This is a genomic window from Pseudomonas sp. GM84 (assembly GCF_000282535.1).
Lineage (GTDB): Bacteria > Pseudomonadota > Gammaproteobacteria > Pseudomonadales > Pseudomonadaceae > Aquipseudomonas.
In genome coordinates this window covers 48,318-64,254 of sequence record NZ_AKJC01000078.1, presented here as the reverse complement: position 1 = coordinate 64,254, position 15,937 = coordinate 48,318, and the positions used below count along the sequence as shown (strand labels likewise).

Here is a 15,937-nt window from a genome sequence, read left to right as displayed (position 1 = left end):
AAGCCGGCTCCCACAGGTACCGCGTCCAGCCTTGAACTGTGGGAGCCGGCTTGCCGGCGATCGGGCTGCGCAGCAGCCCCAGCTCACCCCTTGCCGTTAGCCAGCTGCGTGGGCGCAAAGTGGCAAGTAAAGGTACTCCCATGCCCCGGCACGCTGCTGATCTCCAGCTTGCCGCGGTGACGCATCAGCACATGCTTGACGATCGCCAGCCCCAACCCGGTGCCACCGGTGTTGGACGCGCGGCTGGAGTCGACTCGATAGAAGCGTTCGGTCAGGCGCGGCAGGTGCTTGGCGTCGATACCGACCCCCGAGTCCTGTACCGACAAGTGCGCGCCTTGGGCGTCGGCCCACCAGCGGATACGGATGCTGCCTTCGTCCTGGGTGTACTTGACCGCGTTGAACACCAGGTTGGAAAAGGCACTGCGCAGCTCCGACTCACTGCCCTTCAACTTCACGCCGGGCGCAGCTTCCAGGGTGATGCGCTGGTTGCGCGGCCCGGACAGCGCCTGGGCATCGTTGTAGATCGCCTGCAGCAGGGCATCGACGGCGACCGGCTGGTTGTCCGAGGGGTAGTCGGTGGCCTCCAGCTTGGCCAGCAACAGCAGGTCGTTGAGCAGCGTCTGCATGCGCGAACCTTGCTGGTTCATCTGTTGCAGCGCCCGGCCCCAGCGCGGGTTCACGTCTTCGACGTTGTCCAGCAGGGTTTCCAGGTAACCGGTGATGACCGTCAGCGGCGTGCGCAATTCGTGGGAAACGTTGGCCACGAAGTCCTTGCGCATCTGTTCGAGCTGGTGAATGCGGGTGACATCACGCACCAGCATCAGGTGCTCGTTGTTGCCGTAGCGGGTCAGGTGCAGCTGGACACGCAGGCGATCGTTGATCGGCGAAGGGATTTCCAACGGTTCGGCGTAGTTTTCCGACTCGAAGTACTCTTTGAAGCGAGGGTGGCGTACCAGGTTGGTCACCGGTTGGCCGCCATCTTGCGGGGTCTTGAAGCCGAGCAAGGTTTCAGCGGCGCGGTTCCACCATTCCAGGTTGCCATCGCTGTCGAGCATGATCACCGCGTCACGCAGGGCGGCGGTGGATTCCTGTACCCGGTCGATCACCGCCTGCAGGCGCCCGCGCACGCGTTGGTCGCGGCGTTGCAGGTGATAGATGCTGTCGAACACTTCACCCCACAGGCCGTAGCCGTCGGGCGGTGCTTCGTCGGGCTGGTGGTTGCGTAGCCAGTCATGCAGGCGCAGCAGCTGTTTGAGGGTCCAGCCCAGGTAGAGCGCCAAGCCGATGGCCAGGCTCCAACCGTAGTAACCGCTGACCAGGCCGCCGATCAGGCAGACGGTGATCAACAACAGCAGGTGGCGAATCAGGGTCGCGTGCCAGTTCTGGTTCAATTGACGGTCCTTGTACAACGACGTGCAGCTTGGCGCTGGGGGCTCGATCAGCTTTTGGTCGAGAAGCGGTAGCCAGTGCCGCGCACGGTTTGTACCAGATTTTCATAGGCTTCACCCAGTGCCTTGCGCAGGCGCCGGATGTGCACGTCGACGGTGCGTTCCTCGACATACACGTTGCCGCCCCACACCTGGTCGAGCAATTGGCCACGGGTGTAGGCGCGCTCCTGGTGGGTCATGAAGAACTGCAGCAGGCGGTATTCGGTAGGGCCCATTTCGGCAGGCTTGCCATCGATGGTCACGCGGTGGCTGATCGGGTCGAGCAGCAGGCCACCGACTTCGATCGGTGCTTCGGTGTCGCTCGGGCCGGTGCGACGCAGCACGGCTTTGAGGCGGGCAACCAGCTCGCGCGGGGAAAACGGCTTGGTGATGTAGTCGTCGGCGCCCACTTCCAGGCCCTGGATCTTGTTGTCTTCCTCGCCCTTGGCGGTGAGCATGATGATCGGAATGTCACCGGTCAGCTCGTCTCGCTTGAGGCGCCGCGCCAGCTCGATGCCGGAGGTGCCGGGCAGCATCCAGTCGAGCAGGATCAGGTCGGGCTTGCGGTCGACGATGATCGCATGGGCCTGCTGGGAATTCTCTGCTTCCAGGCAGTCATAGCCGGCCATTTCCAATGCAACGGCGATCATCTCGCGAATAGGCGCTTCGTCGTCGACGATCAGAATGTTCCTGCCAACCATGCTCAAAACCTCTCCTGGGAAATCGTGTCTGGCCCGCATTAGATAACGGAATTATTGCAGCTGTGTGACAGGGCGTTGGCCGTTCTGGCGACATTGCGTGACTGGGCTAGGCTACACAGGGCCGTTGCGACGGCAACCCGAACTCATTCCACCCCCGAAACAATGGTGATTCCAATGACACGACACACGCTGAGCTGGATGGCCCTTTTCGCTGCACTGGCGCTTCCGGGGGTAGCGTCTGCCCACCATGCCATGGAGAAGGATGGCATGTGGGTCGATCACGCTGGCATGACCCTGTACACCTTTGACAAGGATTCAGGTGGCAAGTCGGTATGCAATGACGAGTGCGCCAAGAACTGGCCGCCATTGATGGTCAAGAAGGACGACGAGGCGCCGAAGGACAAATGGACCCATGTGACGCGAGACGATGGTTCGATGCAGTGGGCCTATGACGGCAAGCCGCTGTACACCTTCATCAAGGACAAGAAAGCCGGAGACAAGACCGGTGATGGCGTGAAGGACGTCTGGCATATCGCCAAGCCTTGAGATTGCCGGGGCCGCCTTGCGGCCCAATCGCCGGCAAGCCGGCTCTCACAGGTACAGCGCCATTCTTGAGGGCTGTGGTGGACATGTGGGAGCCGGCTTGCCGGCGATGAATTCAGCGCAGGGCGTAGTCCAGCACCACGCTGATGAAGATCAGCAACCCCGCCCAGTGATTGTGCAGAAACGCCTTGAAGCACGACTCCCGGTCCAGCTTGCGCGTCGACCAGAACTCCCACGCAAAGCACAGCACCGCCCCCAGCAGCCCGAGGTGGAACCAGCCCCCCAGCTCGAAGCGGCTGCCTGCCAGCAACAGACAACCCAGTGACAGCAGCTGCAAGGTCAGGATGATCACCCGGTCAGACTCGCCGAACAGGATCGCCGTCGATTTCACGCCGATCTTCAGGTCATCGTCGCGATCCACCATGGCGTAGTAGGTGTCATAACCCACCGTCCACAACAGGTTGGCGATGTACAGCAGCCAGGCGCTGGCCGGCAATTCGCCGCCCGCGGCGGTGAACGCCATGGGAATGCCCCAGGAATACGCGGCGCCCAACACCACCTGCGGGTAGTAGGTATAGCGCTTCATGAACGGGTAGCAGAACGCCAGGGCTACCGCGCCGAACGACAGCCACACGGTCTGGCTGTTGGTGCACAGCACCAGCAGGAAACTCAGAGCAACCAGGATGGCGCACAGCGCCAGCGCTTCGCGCGGTCTGACCCGACCGCTGGCCAATGGGCGGTCGGCGGTGCGTTTGACGTGGCCATCGACCTTGCGGTCGGCGAAGTCATTGATGCAGCAGCCGGCGGCACGCATCAGCACCACGCCGAGGCCAAAAATCAGCACGTTGGCCAAGGTTGGCGAACCTTGCCCGGCAATCCACACGGCGGTCAGGGTGGGCCACAGCAACAGGTAGATGCCGATAGGCCGGTCCATGCGGCTGAGCTGGACAAAGTCCCAGGCGCGCGGGTGCACGCGGTTGAGCGACTTGAGCAGTTGCAGGTACATCAGCGGTTTTCCTCCTTGGCCGCTTGCCACAGTGCCGGCAGGAACACCTCGGCCACCAGCAGGTCGAGGCCGTTGCGTTCGAAGCGCGAGCGACGCCCCCACAAGCCTTCATGGGCTGCTTCGGAAGGCAGCCAGGGTTGTGGATAAGTGCACACTTCGATGGGGTGGCGGATGAACGCCTGGTCGCAGAATAGCAACTCGCCCAGCGAACGGCTGCCCAGGGTTTCCAGGTCCAGGCCGCCGCGCTCCAGCGCACTGCGGCTGGCCACGCTGCGGGCGAATACCCAGGGTTGGCCATGGCCGCGCAGGTACACTTCGCGCACCCAGCCTTCGGCACCCGGAGCGATGCGCAGTGCCTGGCATTCGTCATCGCGCAGCGGCTGCCAGCCCTCGAACAGAGGGGTCACGCTGAAGTGATCGTGGGACAGGTGGATCAGCCGGCGAGTCAGGGAGCCTTCGTCGAACAGCCAGTCAAGGGTAGGCTGGTCGATGTCGGTCGCCAGCTGTGAATACGGCAGCCACGCGACAGCGGCTGCTTGCGGGGATTCGTACGACACGTCGGTATGCTTTGTTACAGCCAGAGAGGCGGCGAGCTTAGCATGATTGCCCCGACTGCTTGCATAATGCCCGCGAAAGGGCCTTGAGCCCGTATGACAAAGCCTGAGCCTGTACCGAGGAACGACACCCCATGAAGAAGTGGCAATGTATTGTCTGTGGCCTGATCTACGACGAGGCCGAAGGTTGGCCGGATGACGGCATCGCCCCCGGCACCCGCTGGGAAGATGTGCCGCAGGACTGGCTGTGCCCCGACTGCGGTGTCGGCAAGAGCGACTTCGAAATGATCGCCATCGGCTGATCCCCAACCTGTTTGCACATACGAGAGGAAAGCACGACATGACGTCCCCCGTGGTAATCATCGGTACTGGCCTGGCGGGCTATAACCTGGCCCGTGAATTTCGCAAGCTCGATGGCGAGACGCCGCTGCTGCTGATCACGGCCGATGACGGTCGCTCCTACTCCAAGCCGATGCTCTCCACAGGTTTCGCCAAGCAAAAGGACGCCGACGGCCTGTGCATGGCCGAGCCGGGCGCCATGGCCGAGCAGCTCAAGGCCGAAGTCCGCACCCATACCCGCATCAGCGGCATCGACCCGGGCCACAAGCGCCTGTGGATCGGTGAAGAGGCCGTCGAGTACCGCGACCTGGTGCTGGCCTGGGGCGCGCAAACCGTGCAGGTGCCGATCGAAGGCGATGGTGCGGATCGGGTTTTCCCGATCAATGATCTGGAGGATTACGCACGTTTTCGTGCCGCGGCTGCTGGCAAGCAGCGTGTGCTGATCCTCGGTGCCGGCCTGATCGGCTGTGAATTCGCCAATGACATGAGCCTGGGCGGTTTTCAGGTCGATGTGGTGGCCCCCTGCGAGCAGATCATGCCGACCCTGCTGCACCCAGCCGCGGCCGCTGCGGTGCAAGCCGGGTTGCAAGGCTTGGGGGTGCGTTTCCACCTCGGCCCGGTGCTGACCCGTCTGCAGCAGGAGGGGGATGGGCTCGAAGCGCACCTGTCCGACGGCAGTGTGATCGCCTGTGACCTGGTGGTGTCGGCGATTGGCCTGCGTCCACGCACGGACCTGGCCGCGGCCGCCGGCTTGCAGATCAATCGTGGTGTGGTGGTGGACCGTCAGCTGCGCACTTCCCACGGCAATATCTATGCGCTGGGTGATTGTGCCGAAGTCGAGGGCATCAACCTGCTCTACGTGATGCCGCTGATGGCCTGTGCCCGTGCCTTGGCCCAGACCCTGGCCGGCAACCCGACAACTGTCAGCTACGGGCCGATGCCAATCACCGTCAAGACGCCGGCTTGCCCTCTGGTTGTGTCACCTGCGCCTCAGGGCCGTGAAGGCACCTGGCAGGTGGAAGGGCAGGGCAGTGACCTGAAAGTGCTCTGCCACGCTGCTGACGGCCAGCTGCTGGGTTATGCCCTGACGGGCAGCGCCGTCATGGAAAAACTGGCGCTGAATAGGCAGTTGCCCCCCCTTATGGCGTAAATGGCGGGCGTTCTGTCGGATTTATCCTGTTGTTGGTCACACAATGGCCGCCCTGATACTGGCGCGGCCTCGGTGGGCGTGCCATTCTCACTTCCGTCTGCCGCAGATTAGAGCCTGCGGTGCCTTGAACGCTGCTTCAATGGCAGCACGGCAATAACAACAAGAAATCCCGTCAAAGAGGCTTCACTATGCGTAAACCAGAACTCGCCGCCGTCATCGCCGAAAAGGCCGATCTGACCAAGGAAAAGGCCAACCAGGTGCTGAACGCGATTCTCGACAGCATTACCGGTGCCCTGGACAAGGACACCGTCACGCTGGTCGGTTTCGGTACCTTTGAAAAACGCCATCGTGGTGCCCGCACCGGGAAAAACCCGCAAACCGGCCAGCCGGTGAAAATCAAGGCCAGCAACACCGTTGCCTTCAAGCCTGGCAAGAACCTGCGCGACAGCGTCAACACACCTGCCAAGCCGGCCAAGAAAGGCAAGTGATCGATTCCTGACATCCCCAGTGTCAGCACAACGGGCGCCCTCGGGCGCCCGTTGTGCGTTCTGCAGACAACGTGTGGCGAACTTGCATAATTAGTACAGGAAAAGGATAGACTGCGCACTTCAGTCATATTTCATTCGAGGCGCGTTGATGAAGTTCCGCTTTCTTCTCTGGGCCATGGGACTGCTGATGGCCAGGGCCAGCCGCAACAACCCGGCGTTTCAGCAGCAACTCAAAGACAAGGACCTGGTGTTCCAGATGCAGACGCTGGACGGCAAGGTCGCCCGGCACTTCATCGTCAATGGCGAGCGCATCAGCAGCAAAGGCGGTGTGCACGCGCAGCCGGCCTTCGCCATCGCCTTCAAGGACGCGGCTTATGGCTTCGCCACGCTGCAGGCGGGCAACAAGCAACTGGCGTTCATGCAGGGGATTCAGGACAAGAGCATCCAGATCAAGGGCAATCCGGCGCTGGTGATGTGGTTCCAGGGGCTGATGAAGTACCTGAAACCGAAGAAGAAGGGCTGATATTGCCAGACAAGTCTGGCAATTGATTGTGGGAGCGGGCTTGCCCCACGAAAGGGCCGGCCCAGGCACACCCGCTGCATGGCACGGGCTTCGCCCGTGTTCGCGGGACAAGCCCGCTCCCAGAGGGCCTCAAATAAATCAATGCGGTGCGTTGAACTGCGAAGCCAGCTCACGCAACAAGGTCTCGGCCTCCAGCACCTTGTTCACCGCGTCCTCGGCCTTCTCCCGCGTGATGCCAAGGCGTTCCAGCAGTTCATCTGGAATCGCTTCCTGCGGCCCCGAGCCAATACCCCGCATGCGCAGCAGGCGGGTCGCCAGGCACACCAGGTTCGGATACGCGGCATATTCACCGTCATACGTCGGGTCGTGCTGGAAACGCAGCGCGGTGGACAGCTCTTCAGGCATATCCCACAGCTTCATCAGCCAGGCGCCGATCTGTTCGCGGCTGATACCCAGCAGGTGCTGCTCGACGAAGGTGTGGCACAGGTGTGGGTTGACCTCCAGGTGCCGGCAGATCAGCGAGAAGTGCGGCGGGAATACATGGGCCAGCAACAGGTAACCGAAATTGTGCAGCAACCCTGCCAGGTAGGTCAGGCCGGCCTCTGGGCGTTCGGCGCGCGGCATGGCGCGGGTCAGCCCCTCGATGATCGCCGCGGTGTAGATCGACTGCTGCCAGTAGGGTGTAGCCTGCTGCGGATGATCCTTGGGCAGGCTCAGGGTCTTGCCCAGCGCCAGGCCCAGGGCCAGGTTGATCACCAGGTCGAAGCCCAGCACACGAACGATGGCATCTTCCACCGAGCGAATCTTGCCGGGTGAGGCGTAGTAGGGCGATGCGGCCCAACTGACCACCTGGGCAGCCAGGGCGGGGTCGGTTTCGACCACGCCGGTGATGTCGTCGATGCTGGCGTTGGGGTCGACGCGCAGCTTGATGATCTTCTGCGCAGTGTCGGCCAGCGGCGGGATCTCGATGGTTTCTTCCAGGCGCTTCTGGATGCGGCGGGCCGTGAACGCCTGGACGGCCTGGGTAATTTCCCTGGAGTCGTCGTCTGGCCGGTCGAGGTTAGGGCGAATCTCCCTGACCGGTTGACCGAAACCGCCGGCGCTGGCCTTTGCCAGCATGCGCTTGTAATCGTCACGCTTGATTTCCAGCAACAGGCCCGCCTCGCCAGACTGGATCAGCAGGTGTTCGGCATCGAGCAACTTGCCTTCGTAGAGGCACGGCGAACTGGTCAGTGCCGGAATGCCAGGCAGGGCCTTGAGCTGGTGCTTGTCGAGCATCTGCTTGAGGCGTGTGACGGGTACGGCCTTGAGCTTGCGACCGGTCAGCTCTTCCAGGCGATTGAGGTCGAGCAGCTTGGTCTGTGGGAACAGCACCATCAAGGCGCCGATCTCGTCGTCGAGCAGGATCGCCTGCACGCGTGCGGCGGCTGGCAGCTGCGGATGATCTGGCACCTCGCGGTAGGCCACGCCCAGTTTTTCGAGCAACAGCCGGATGACAGACGGGGCGTGCGGGGTTGCGGTGTCCAAGGCAACTTCAGTCATGGTCTGTATCCACAAATTCTTTGAAACGCGAAGTATAACCAGCCTGATCGCAAAGCTGGATCCATTCTGGGACAGGCGTCACACCTGGCCATATTGCTGGCCGTGACGCAGCCAGCGGTCAAGCAATGGGCTGACATGCTCCGGCCAGCGCGCCAGCAGGGCCTGGGCGGCGTCGCGCACCGCCGGCAGCAGGTCGGCGTCACGCATCAGGTCGGCGACCTTGAACTGCAGCAGGCCGGTCTGGCGCGTCCCGAGCATCTCGCCAGGGCCGCGCAGCTCCAGGTCCTTTTCGGCGATGATGAAGCCATCGTTGGTTTCCCGCATGATCCCCAGGCGTTCGCGACCGATCTGCGACAGCGGTGGGTGATACAGCAGCACGCAGTGGCTCACCGCGCTGCCCCGGCCAACCCGGCCGCGCAGCTGGTGCAACTGCGCCAGACCCAGGCGCTCGGGGTTCTCGATGATCATCAGGCTGGCATTGGGCACGTCGACGCCCACTTCGATCACCGTGGTGGCCACCAGCAATTGCAGGTTGCCTTGCTTGAATTCGGCCATCACCGCGGCTTTTTCCGCAGGTTTCATGCGCCCATGGATCAGGCCTACGCGCAGCTCGCCCAAAGCACTGCCGAGGTCTTCATAGGTGCTTTCGGCGGCTTGGCAGGTGAGTTCCTCGGATTCTTCGATCAGGGTGCATACCCAGTAGGCCTGGCGGCCTTCGGCACAGGCGGCGCGCACCCGCTCGACCACCTCGAAGCGGCGACTGTCGGCCACCAGCACGGTATTCACCGGTGTACGGCCTGGCGGCAGTTCATCGAGCACCGAGGTGTCGAGGTCGGCATAGGCGCTCATGGCCAGGGTGCGCGGGATCGGTGTGGCGGTCATGATCAGCTGGTGCGGGCACAGTTCGCCGGCCACGCCCTTTTTGCGCAAGGCCAGGCGCTGCTGCACACCGAAGCGGTGCTGTTCGTCGATGATCGCCAGGGCCAGGTGCTTGAACTGCACCTCTTCCTGGAACAGCGCATGGGTGCCGACCACCATCGGCGCACCCTTGGCGATCTGCTCCAGGGCGCTGGCGCGGGCCTTGCCCTTGAGCTTGCCGGCCAGCCAGGCGACTTCGAGGCCCAGCGGTTCGAGCCAGCGCTTGAAGGTGATGTAGTGCTGTTCGGCGAGAATCTCGGTGGGCGCCATCAGCGCCACCTGGTAGCCGGCTTCCAGGGCCTGCAGCGCGGCCAGGGCGGCGACCACGGTCTTGCCGGCGCCGACATCGCCTTGTACCAGGCGCATCATCGGCTCGGCCTGGCTCAGGTCATAGGCGATTTCGTTGGCCACCCGCTGCTGCGCCCCGGTCGGCTGGAAGCCCAGGTTGGCCAGGTACTGCGCCTGCAGGCGCTTGGCCTTGGGCAGTACCGGCGCGCGCAGGCTGCGCAGGCTCTCGCGCAGGCGTTGCTGCGACAGCTGGTGGGTCAGCAGCTCTTCGAAGGCCAGGCGATGCTGGGCCCAGTGCTGGCCCTCGGCAAGCTCGTCGAGGTCGGCATCGGCCGGTGGGTTGTGCAGGTAGCGGATCGCATCGTCCAGCGGCGCCAGGTGATAGTCGCGGGCCAGCTCGTCGGGCAGCCAGTCCGGCAGACTGCGCGGGCCAAGCATGCCCAGGCTCTGTTGGCAGAGCAGGCGCAGGCGCTGCTGGGTGAGCCCTTCGGTGGACGGGTAGATCGGCGTCAGGGTCTGCTCGACCGGTGGCGCTGGCTCGTCGCCGTTGAGCGCGCGGTACTCGGGGTGGTAGATCTCCAGGCCCGAGGCACCCGGCCGGGCCTCGCCGTAGCAGCGCAGGTGGGTGCCGCGTTTGAGGCCCTCTTTCTGCGCATTGCTGAAGTGATAGAAGCGCAGGCTCAACACGCCGCTGCCATCGCCCAGGCGCACCACCAGGCTGCGGCGCTTGCCCATGGTCACATCGGTACCGCTGACCACGCCTTCGATCACCGCATCCTGCCCCGGGCGCAGTTGGCCAATGGGCACCACGCGGGTGCGGTCCTGGTAACGCAAGGGCAGGTGGAACAGCACGTCCTGCAGATTCTCCAGGCCTACCTTGGCGAGTTTTTCCGCCATGGCTTCGCCAACGCCCTTGAGCGCGGTGACCGAGACCTTCGACAGCTCACTCATGGATCAGGCCGATTGTTCCACGGGCGGCTTGGCCACCGAGCAAAGGCGAATCGAGTCGGCGAGGATCTCGATGGCCTTCGGCCGCGGGAAGCTGGCGCGCCAGGCGATAGCCACGGTACGGAACGGTGCCGGTGCGGTCAGTGGGCGAACTTCGATCACCCCTGGCGCGTAGTGGTGGCTGTGCACTGCAGACAGCGGCAGGATCGACACGCCCAGGCCGGAGGCGACCATGTGGCGGATGGTTTCCAGCGAGCTGGACTCGACCGTGGTGTGCTTGGCGCCTTCACCGCCCTTGTTCAGCGTCGGGCAGGCTTCCAGAACCTGGTCGCGGAAGCAGTGGCCCTCGCCGAGCAGCAGCAGGCTCTTGTCGTTGAGCATGGCGGTGTCGATGGTCTTTTTCGCCGTCCAGGGGTGGTCGGCAGGCATCAAGGCACAGAATGGCTCATCGTACAGCGGCAGGGTCAGTACGTCGGCTTCGTTGAAGGGCAGGGCGATGATCACCGCGTCCAGTTCGCCGTTGCGCAGTTTCTCGCGCAGCACGTGGGTGAAGTTTTCTTCGATGTACAGCGGCATCTGCGGCGCCACGCGGTGCAGCTGCGGGATCAGGTGCGGGAACAGGTAGGGCCCGACCGTGTAGATGGCACCGACCTTGAGTGGGGCGGTCAGCTGGTTCTTGCCGGCCTGGGCCAGCTCGCGGATACCTTGGGCTTGCTCCAGAACCTTCTGCGCCTGGGCGACGATGCTCTCGCCGACCGGGGTCAGGCGTACCGCGCTCTTGCTGCGCTCGAAGATCAGCACACCAAGCTCGTCCTCCAGCTTTTTCACGCCGACCGACAGGGTCGGCTGGCTGACATGGCAGCGTTCGGCGGCGTGGCCGAAGTGCTGCTCCTGGGCGAGGGTGACGATGTAGCGAAGTTCTGTGAGGGTCATAACGTGCGTCCATGAAGTTGCGGGCCCAGCATAGCGGCTGCAATCGATAGACGCACGTTATCAGACTTGCTGATTTGTGACAGAAACAAAAGTATCAGCGACGGTCCAGCGAGTAGACGAACGGTGCCACGACCTCGATCGTGCCATTGTTCAGCAGCTCGGGTGGCGGCTTGGGTACCGTGCCGGCCCGGCGGATCATCTCCAGGGTCGCCCGGTCCAGTGCCGCACTGCCGGAACCACCGGCCATCGAGTACGAGACCACCTTGCCTTCGGCATCGACCACGAAGCGCAGGCGGTTGATGCCCTGCAGGCCACGGCGGCGCGCGTCTTCCGGGTAACGCTTGTACTTCGCCAGGTGACGCAGCAAGTCGCTTTGCCAGCTCGGCAACGCTTTGCTGTTGGAAGCGATGCTCGGCGCCGGTGCCGCCGACTTCTGCGGTGGCGTGTTGCTTGGCGGCGTGTCGACCACTTCTTCCTTGGCCGGTGGCTCGTCCTTCGGCGGCTCAGGCTTTTTCTCAGGCTTGGGCGGCTGTGGTTTGGGCTTGGGCTTCGGTGGCTTGGCGATGGCGATTTTCGGTTTCGGCGCCTCTACCAGCTTGGGCAACGGCGGTTCTTCGACCGGTGCCGGCGGCTGTGGGGCGGCCTTGGGTGGTGGTGGCGGTGCGGGCTCGGGCAGGGGTGCCAGCTCGACCATCATGGCTGCCGGGGGCAGCTCGATGGCCTGGGGCACCGACCAGTTGAGCGTCAGCAGCACAGCGACTACGTGCACGCCCAGCACGATCGCCAGGCTGCCACCGTAGCGCGCCATGTTTGAGCGCGGTTTCGTCATTTCTTGGCTGCCGTCTCGAGACCTACCAGACCGACCTTGAGGTAGCCGGCCGCGCGCATGTTGTTCATCACTTCCATCAGGTCACCGTAATCCACGCCCTTGTCGGCCTGGAAGAAGATGGTGGTTTCCTTGTCACCCTTGGTCTTGGCGTCGAGCATCGGGCCAAGCTGTGCGGGGGCAGGTACCTGATCGTCGCCGACATACAGCTTCTGGTCGGCCTTGACGCTGACGAACACCGGTTTCTCGGGCCTCGGCGCCGGCTTGGCGGTCGAGGCCGGCAGGTCGACCTTGATGTCGACCGTGGCCAGGGGGGCGGCGACCATGAAGATGATCAGCAGCACCAGCATCACGTCGATGAACGGCGTGACGTTGATTTCGTGGTTTTCGGCGAGGTCGTCGCCACCTTCGTTGAGATGCAGGCCCATGGCTTACCCCACTTTCACCATGTGCGGGGCAGCGCGTTCGCTACCCTGGTGGTCCAGGTCACGGCTGACCAGCAGCAGGACCTGCGCCGACGCGTCGGACACCTGCGCCTTGTAGCCGGCGATGGAGCGAGCGAAGACGTTGTAGATGACCACGGCCGGGATTGCGGCGACCAGGCCCAGGGCGGTGGCCAGCAGGGCTTCGGCGATACCAGGGGCTACGACGGCCAGGTTGGTGGTCTGGGTTTTGGCGATGCCGATGAAGCTGTTCATGATGCCCCATACGGTACCGAACAGACCCACGAATGGCGCGGTGGAACCGATGGTCGCCAGTACGCCGGTGCCGCTGCTCATGTTACGGCCGCTGGCATGCACCAGGCGCTCCAGACGGAAGCTGACGCGTTCCTTGATGCCTTCTTTCTCGCGGGCGTTGGCCGACAGGCGCATCTCTTCGAGGGCGTCGTGGACCAGGGTGTGGGCCAGGGTGCCTTCCTTGTTGGAGACGTCGCTGGCTTCCTTGAGGGTGGCGGACTTCTTCAGCTGGGCGATCTCGGTACGCAGGCGACGCTTGGCGCCCATCAGCTCGAAGCCTTTGGCGATCCAGATGGTCCAGGTGATGATCGAGGCGATGGCCAGACCGATCATCACGGCCTTCACTACCACATCGGCGTTCTTGTACATGCCCCACGGGGACAGGTCGTGGGCCATGCCCAGGGAGGTGTCCTCAACCAGCGCTTCGGTGGCTGGGTCCACGACTACCGGGGCATCGGCCGGAGCGGCTGCCTGGGCGCCGGCAGCAGGTGCCTGACCTTCGGCGGCTGGGGCAGCCGGAGCGGTGGCGGCGGCCGGAGCGCTGGCATTGGCGGTTGGCTCATCGGCCATGGCCACTGGGGCCAGCACCAGGCTGAACATCAGCGCGGCGATGGCGCGCCAGGCGCGCGACGGGGTTGGCGAAGCGGAAGGTTGAATACGTGTCATGCTGGCCGGACCTGATGAAGAAAAAAGTGAACGTTCTCCAAGGCCTCGAGATAGGCCGAGAACAGATAGGGCCGCATTATTGCAAGTAATTCTTGTTAACAAAAGTAATCTCGTTGCTTTTTTCGCCCATGGTCTAGCCGTCCATCGTGTAATCCGGCTAGCCTGACTCTTTGGTCTAGGGAGTTTTGTGATGTCAGACCTTTCTGCATTGATCGTAGGTTGTGGTGATGTAGGGGGGCGCTTGGCTCGGCAACTGCTTGCCCGAGGCTGGCAAGTCAGCGGGTTGCGACGTTCGGTCGAACAGTTGCCCCCAGGCGTTGCCCCCATCGCCGCCGACCTCTCCGACGCGGGTATGCCCCAGGCCTGGCCGCAGCGTTCGCCGGACTACCTGGTGTATTGCGTCGCCGCCAGCCAGCACGATGAGGCGGGTTATCAAGCAGCGTACGTCGAGGGTTTGCGCAATGTACTGGCGTGGCTGAGCGCACGTGGCCAGCGTCCTTGGCGTTTGCTCTTCGTCTCCAGCAGCAGCGTGTTCGCGCAAAAGGACGGGGAGTGGATCGACGAGACCGCTGCCACCGAGCCGGAGGGCTACTCCGGGCGCGTGATGCTGGAGGCCGAACGGCTGGCGCTGGAAAGTGGTATCCCGGCCAGTGTCGTGCGTTTGACCGGGATCTATGGCCCCGGCCGCGAGTGGCTGCTGAGCCAGGTGCGCCAAGGGTATCGAGTGGCTGAAGAGCCGCCGCTGTATGGCAACCGCATCCATGCCGAGGACGCTGCAAGCCTGCTGGCGTTCCTGCTACGGGCCGACGCCGATGGCGTGGCGCTCGACGACTGCTATATCGGTGTGGATGACGACCCAGCGCCGCTGGCCGATGTGGTGGCCTGGCTGCGGGGGTACATGGGTGTTACCGAGTGGTCGGATGAGCAGCGGGTGCGACGGACTGGCAGCAAGCGCTGTAGCAATGCACGGGTGCGGGCGTTGGGTTGGGTGCCGGCCTATCCGAGCTACAAGGAAGGTTATGCGGCCATTCTGCAAGATAGAGGCTGATTCTACTGGCCCTATCGCCGGCAAGCCGGCTCCCACAGGGAACCCACAGCCCTTGAGCGCAGTGGTGTACCTGTGGGAGCCGGCTTGCCGGCGATAGGGCCCGTAAAATCAGCCCAGGCCTGAAGCTAGTCCCGCTCCAGCACCCACTGACGATTACCGGCAGCCAATTGCGGCATCTCATCCGGCTTCGCACGGTTCACCGCCTGGAAAATCTCCAGCGTGTCACCCTCGCGCTTGAAGATGAACGGTGCGCCACGCTGGTTGCGCTCCAGCCACAGGCTGTCATTGCTGCCACCCATGCTGGCGCAGTCGCCGGCCAGGCACAGGGCGTAGCGGTCCGGGCCCGGCAAGCCGGTCACGCTGCCGTTGTCGGCGAACTGCACTTTGCTGCCGGTACCCTGGCCTTCGACAATCTTCCACTCACCGCCCAGGTACGCCTGGTACAGCGCTTTCTCGAAGCTGCCGCCCAGTGGCGCATTGCCCGGTTGCTTGGCGCGCACGAAGGTCTGTTCGACGCCAGACGAGTCGGTGGTTTTCAGTTCATTGCCATCGAGTGCCAGCTGTTCGGTCTGGCCGCCCTGGAAGGTGGCCAGCCATTGTTTGTCATTGGCGCTCAACTGGCCGTCGGCGGCCTCGAAACCATTGCTGAAGCTGGCTTGTTGATTGGCCACGTCGAGTTTCCACTCGAATACCGGGCCATGCTCGTTCAGGGCCTGGCGCAGGTTGCCACTTTTGGTGGCGGCCTTGATGGCGTTCTGGTTGATCCAGGTGCCGTTGAAATCTTCGGGTTTGTGGCTGGCGCAACCGCTCAGAAGCAGGGCTGCCAGCGCGAGGGGCAGTGCTTGACGCATGATGGGGTAACCTTGAACAGGAAGGTGACGGGCAGGGCGCCCGTCACCAGCGGCATCACTCGATGACCAGGATGGCGTCCATTTCGACCTGGGAGCCTTTCGGCAGCGCGGCAACACCAATGGCGGCGCGGGCTGGGTAAGGCTGCTCGAAGTAACGGCCCATCACCTCGTTGACCTTGGCGAAGTGGCTCAGGTCGGTGAGGAAGATGTTCAGTTTGACGATGTCCTTGAACGAACCGCCAGCGGCTTCGGCAACGGCCTTGAGGTTCTCGAACACCTGTACGGTCTGGGCTTCGAAGCCTTCGACCAGTTCCATGGTTTTCGGGTCCAGCGGGATCTGGCCAGACATGTACACGGTATTGCCAGCTTTGATCGCTTGCGAGTAGGTACCGATGGCGGCTGGGGCCTTGTCGCTGTTGATGACGGTCTTGCTCATGATGACTCCTTGC

General features: G+C 63.4%; 18 protein-coding genes. 6 read left to right on the top strand and 12 right to left on the bottom strand.

What is annotated here, in order from left to right; translation table 11 throughout:
• Positions 1-83: 83 nt before the first annotated feature.
• Both phoR and phoB read right to left on the bottom strand, forming a co-directional pair.
• Positions 84-1,391, bottom strand: a complete 1,308-nt coding sequence (phoR, locus tag PMI38_RS05660) for a phosphate regulon sensor histidine kinase PhoR (RefSeq protein WP_008091628.1) — start codon at positions 1,389-1,391, stop codon at positions 84-86.
• Between the two features lie 47 nt (positions 1,392-1,438).
• Positions 1,439-2,128, bottom strand: coding sequence for a phosphate regulon transcriptional regulator PhoB (gene phoB, locus PMI38_RS05655; protein ID WP_008091627.1), 690 nt, complete (start codon positions 2,126-2,128; stop codon positions 1,439-1,441).
• Between the two features lie 174 nt (positions 2,129-2,302).
• Here phoB and PMI38_RS05650 point away from each other — a divergent pair, with 174 nt between their 5' ends.
• Positions 2,303-2,674 (top strand): COG4315 family predicted lipoprotein, encoded by a 372-nt coding sequence (locus PMI38_RS05650; RefSeq protein WP_043273100.1) that lies wholly within the window; start codon positions 2,303-2,305, stop codon positions 2,672-2,674.
• Between the two features lie 112 nt (positions 2,675-2,786).
• Here PMI38_RS05650 and ubiA read toward each other — a convergent pair whose 3' ends face one another.
• Positions 2,787-3,677: a 4-hydroxybenzoate octaprenyltransferase gene (gene ubiA / locus PMI38_RS05645; protein WP_008091625.1), complete on the bottom strand. Its 891-nt coding sequence runs from the start codon at positions 3,675-3,677 to the stop codon at positions 2,787-2,789.
• The gene (locus PMI38_RS05640; RefSeq protein WP_008091624.1) at positions 3,677-4,234 is read right to left on the bottom strand and encodes a chorismate--pyruvate lyase family protein; all 558 of its coding nucleotides are present in this window, start codon (positions 4,232-4,234) and stop codon (positions 3,677-3,679) included. The genes ubiA and PMI38_RS05640 overlap by 1 nt, the downstream gene beginning before the upstream one ends.
• Before the next feature lie 131 nt (positions 4,235-4,365).
• On the opposite strand from PMI38_RS05640, the gene PMI38_RS05635 reads away from it, so the two are divergent.
• The 4 genes from PMI38_RS05635 (at position 4,366) to PMI38_RS05620 (ending at position 6,731) form a co-directional block, all read left to right on the top strand.
• Positions 4,366-4,533 carry a rubredoxin gene (locus PMI38_RS05635; RefSeq protein ID WP_008091623.1) on the top strand — a complete coding sequence of 56 codons (168 nt, stop codon included), beginning with the start codon at positions 4,366-4,368 and terminating at the stop codon, positions 4,531-4,533.
• Between the two features lie 38 nt (positions 4,534-4,571).
• On the top strand, positions 4,572-5,720 hold the full coding sequence (locus PMI38_RS05630) for an NAD(P)/FAD-dependent oxidoreductase (protein WP_008091622.1): 1,149 nt from the start codon (positions 4,572-4,574) through the stop codon (positions 5,718-5,720).
• A gap of 188 nt (positions 5,721-5,908) precedes the next feature.
• Complete coding sequence (locus tag PMI38_RS05625) at positions 5,909-6,208, top strand: HU family DNA-binding protein (RefSeq protein ID WP_008091621.1); 300 nt, start codon at positions 5,909-5,911, stop codon at positions 6,206-6,208.
• A 148-nt stretch (positions 6,209-6,356) separates the two neighbouring features.
• Entirely contained in the window at positions 6,357-6,731 is a 375-nt protein-coding gene (locus PMI38_RS05620; RefSeq protein WP_008091620.1) for a hypothetical protein, read from the top strand.
• A gap of 138 nt (positions 6,732-6,869) precedes the next feature.
• On the opposite strand, the gene PMI38_RS05615 is transcribed toward PMI38_RS05620, so the two are convergent.
• The 6 genes from PMI38_RS05615 to exbB all read right to left on the bottom strand — a co-directional run bounded on the left by PMI38_RS05615 (position 6,870) and on the right by exbB (position 13,589).
• Positions 6,870-8,273, bottom strand: coding sequence for an aminoacyl-tRNA deacylase and HDOD domain-containing protein (locus PMI38_RS05615; RefSeq protein WP_008091618.1), 1,404 nt, complete (start codon positions 8,271-8,273; stop codon positions 6,870-6,872).
• A gap of 78 nt (positions 8,274-8,351) precedes the next feature.
• Positions 8,352-10,430, bottom strand: a complete 2,079-nt coding sequence (gene recG / locus PMI38_RS05610) for an ATP-dependent DNA helicase RecG (protein WP_008091615.1) — start codon at positions 10,428-10,430, stop codon at positions 8,352-8,354.
• Between the two features lie 3 nt (positions 10,431-10,433).
• Positions 10,434-11,360 carry a hydrogen peroxide-inducible genes activator gene (locus PMI38_RS05605; RefSeq protein WP_008091613.1) on the bottom strand — a complete coding sequence of 309 codons (927 nt, stop codon included), beginning with the start codon at positions 11,358-11,360 and terminating at the stop codon, positions 10,434-10,436.
• Positions 11,361-11,454: 94 nt separating this feature from the next.
• Complete coding sequence (locus PMI38_RS05600; protein ID WP_008091610.1) at positions 11,455-12,189, bottom strand: energy transducer TonB; 735 nt, start codon at positions 12,187-12,189, stop codon at positions 11,455-11,457.
• Positions 12,186-12,614, bottom strand: a complete 429-nt coding sequence (gene exbD, locus PMI38_RS05595) for a TonB system transport protein ExbD (protein WP_008091608.1) — start codon at positions 12,612-12,614, stop codon at positions 12,186-12,188. Before exbD ends, PMI38_RS05600 begins: the two co-directional genes overlap by 4 nt.
• A gap of 3 nt (positions 12,615-12,617) precedes the next feature.
• Complete coding sequence (exbB, locus tag PMI38_RS05590) at positions 12,618-13,589, bottom strand: tonB-system energizer ExbB (RefSeq protein ID WP_008091606.1); 972 nt, start codon at positions 13,587-13,589, stop codon at positions 12,618-12,620.
• Positions 13,590-13,779: 190 nt separating this feature from the next.
• Between exbB and PMI38_RS05585 the strand changes: the two genes are divergently transcribed.
• Entirely contained in the window at positions 13,780-14,637 is an 858-nt protein-coding gene (locus tag PMI38_RS05585; RefSeq protein ID WP_008091605.1) for an SDR family oxidoreductase, read from the top strand.
• A gap of 125 nt (positions 14,638-14,762) precedes the next feature.
• Here the strand turns inward: PMI38_RS05585 and PMI38_RS05580 are convergent, their stop codons facing one another.
• Together PMI38_RS05580 and PMI38_RS05575 are read right to left on the bottom strand one after the other, a co-directional pair.
• Positions 14,763-15,488: a hypothetical protein gene (locus tag PMI38_RS05580; RefSeq protein WP_008091604.1), complete on the bottom strand. Its 726-nt coding sequence runs from the start codon at positions 15,486-15,488 to the stop codon at positions 14,763-14,765.
• Between the two features lie 55 nt (positions 15,489-15,543).
• Positions 15,544-15,924 carry a RidA family protein gene (locus PMI38_RS05575; RefSeq protein WP_003253379.1) on the bottom strand — a complete coding sequence of 127 codons (381 nt, stop codon included), beginning with the start codon at positions 15,922-15,924 and terminating at the stop codon, positions 15,544-15,546.
• Positions 15,925-15,937: the final 13 nt, after the last annotated feature.

Excerpts from the sequence above, each read along its gene's own strand:
- phoB (WP_008091627.1), bottom strand. The coding sequence starts at position 2,128 with ATGGTTGGCAGGAACATTCTGATCGTCGACGACGAAGCGCCTATTCGC.
- PMI38_RS05650 (WP_043273100.1), top strand. The coding sequence starts at position 2,303 with ATGACACGACACACGCTGAGCTGGATGGCCCTTTTCGCTGCACTGGCG.
- ubiA (WP_008091625.1), bottom strand. The coding sequence starts at position 3,677 with ATGTACCTGCAACTGCTCAAGTCGCTCAACCGCGTGCACCCGCGCGCC.
- PMI38_RS05635 (WP_008091623.1), top strand. The coding sequence starts at position 4,366 with ATGAAGAAGTGGCAATGTATTGTCTGTGGCCTGATCTACGACGAGGCC.
- PMI38_RS05630 (WP_008091622.1), top strand. The coding sequence starts at position 4,572 with ATGACGTCCCCCGTGGTAATCATCGGTACTGGCCTGGCGGGCTATAAC.
- PMI38_RS05625 (WP_008091621.1), top strand. The coding sequence starts at position 5,909 with ATGCGTAAACCAGAACTCGCCGCCGTCATCGCCGAAAAGGCCGATCTG.
- PMI38_RS05620 (WP_008091620.1), top strand. The coding sequence starts at position 6,357 with ATGAAGTTCCGCTTTCTTCTCTGGGCCATGGGACTGCTGATGGCCAGG.
- PMI38_RS05615 (WP_008091618.1), bottom strand. The coding sequence starts at position 8,273 with ATGACTGAAGTTGCCTTGGACACCGCAACCCCGCACGCCCCGTCTGTC.
- recG (WP_008091615.1), bottom strand. The coding sequence starts at position 10,430 with ATGAGTGAGCTGTCGAAGGTCTCGGTCACCGCGCTCAAGGGCGTTGGC.
- PMI38_RS05605 (WP_008091613.1), bottom strand. The coding sequence starts at position 11,360 with ATGACCCTCACAGAACTTCGCTACATCGTCACCCTCGCCCAGGAGCAG.
- PMI38_RS05600 (WP_008091610.1), bottom strand. The coding sequence starts at position 12,189 with ATGACGAAACCGCGCTCAAACATGGCGCGCTACGGTGGCAGCCTGGCG.
- exbD (WP_008091608.1), bottom strand. The coding sequence starts at position 12,614 with ATGGGCCTGCATCTCAACGAAGGTGGCGACGACCTCGCCGAAAACCAC.
- exbB (WP_008091606.1), bottom strand. The coding sequence starts at position 13,589 with ATGACACGTATTCAACCTTCCGCTTCGCCAACCCCGTCGCGCGCCTGG.
- PMI38_RS05585 (WP_008091605.1), top strand. The coding sequence starts at position 13,780 with ATGTCAGACCTTTCTGCATTGATCGTAGGTTGTGGTGATGTAGGGGGG.
- PMI38_RS05580 (WP_008091604.1), bottom strand. The coding sequence starts at position 15,488 with ATGCGTCAAGCACTGCCCCTCGCGCTGGCAGCCCTGCTTCTGAGCGGT.
- PMI38_RS05575 (WP_003253379.1), bottom strand. The coding sequence starts at position 15,924 with ATGAGCAAGACCGTCATCAACAGCGACAAGGCCCCAGCCGCCATCGGT.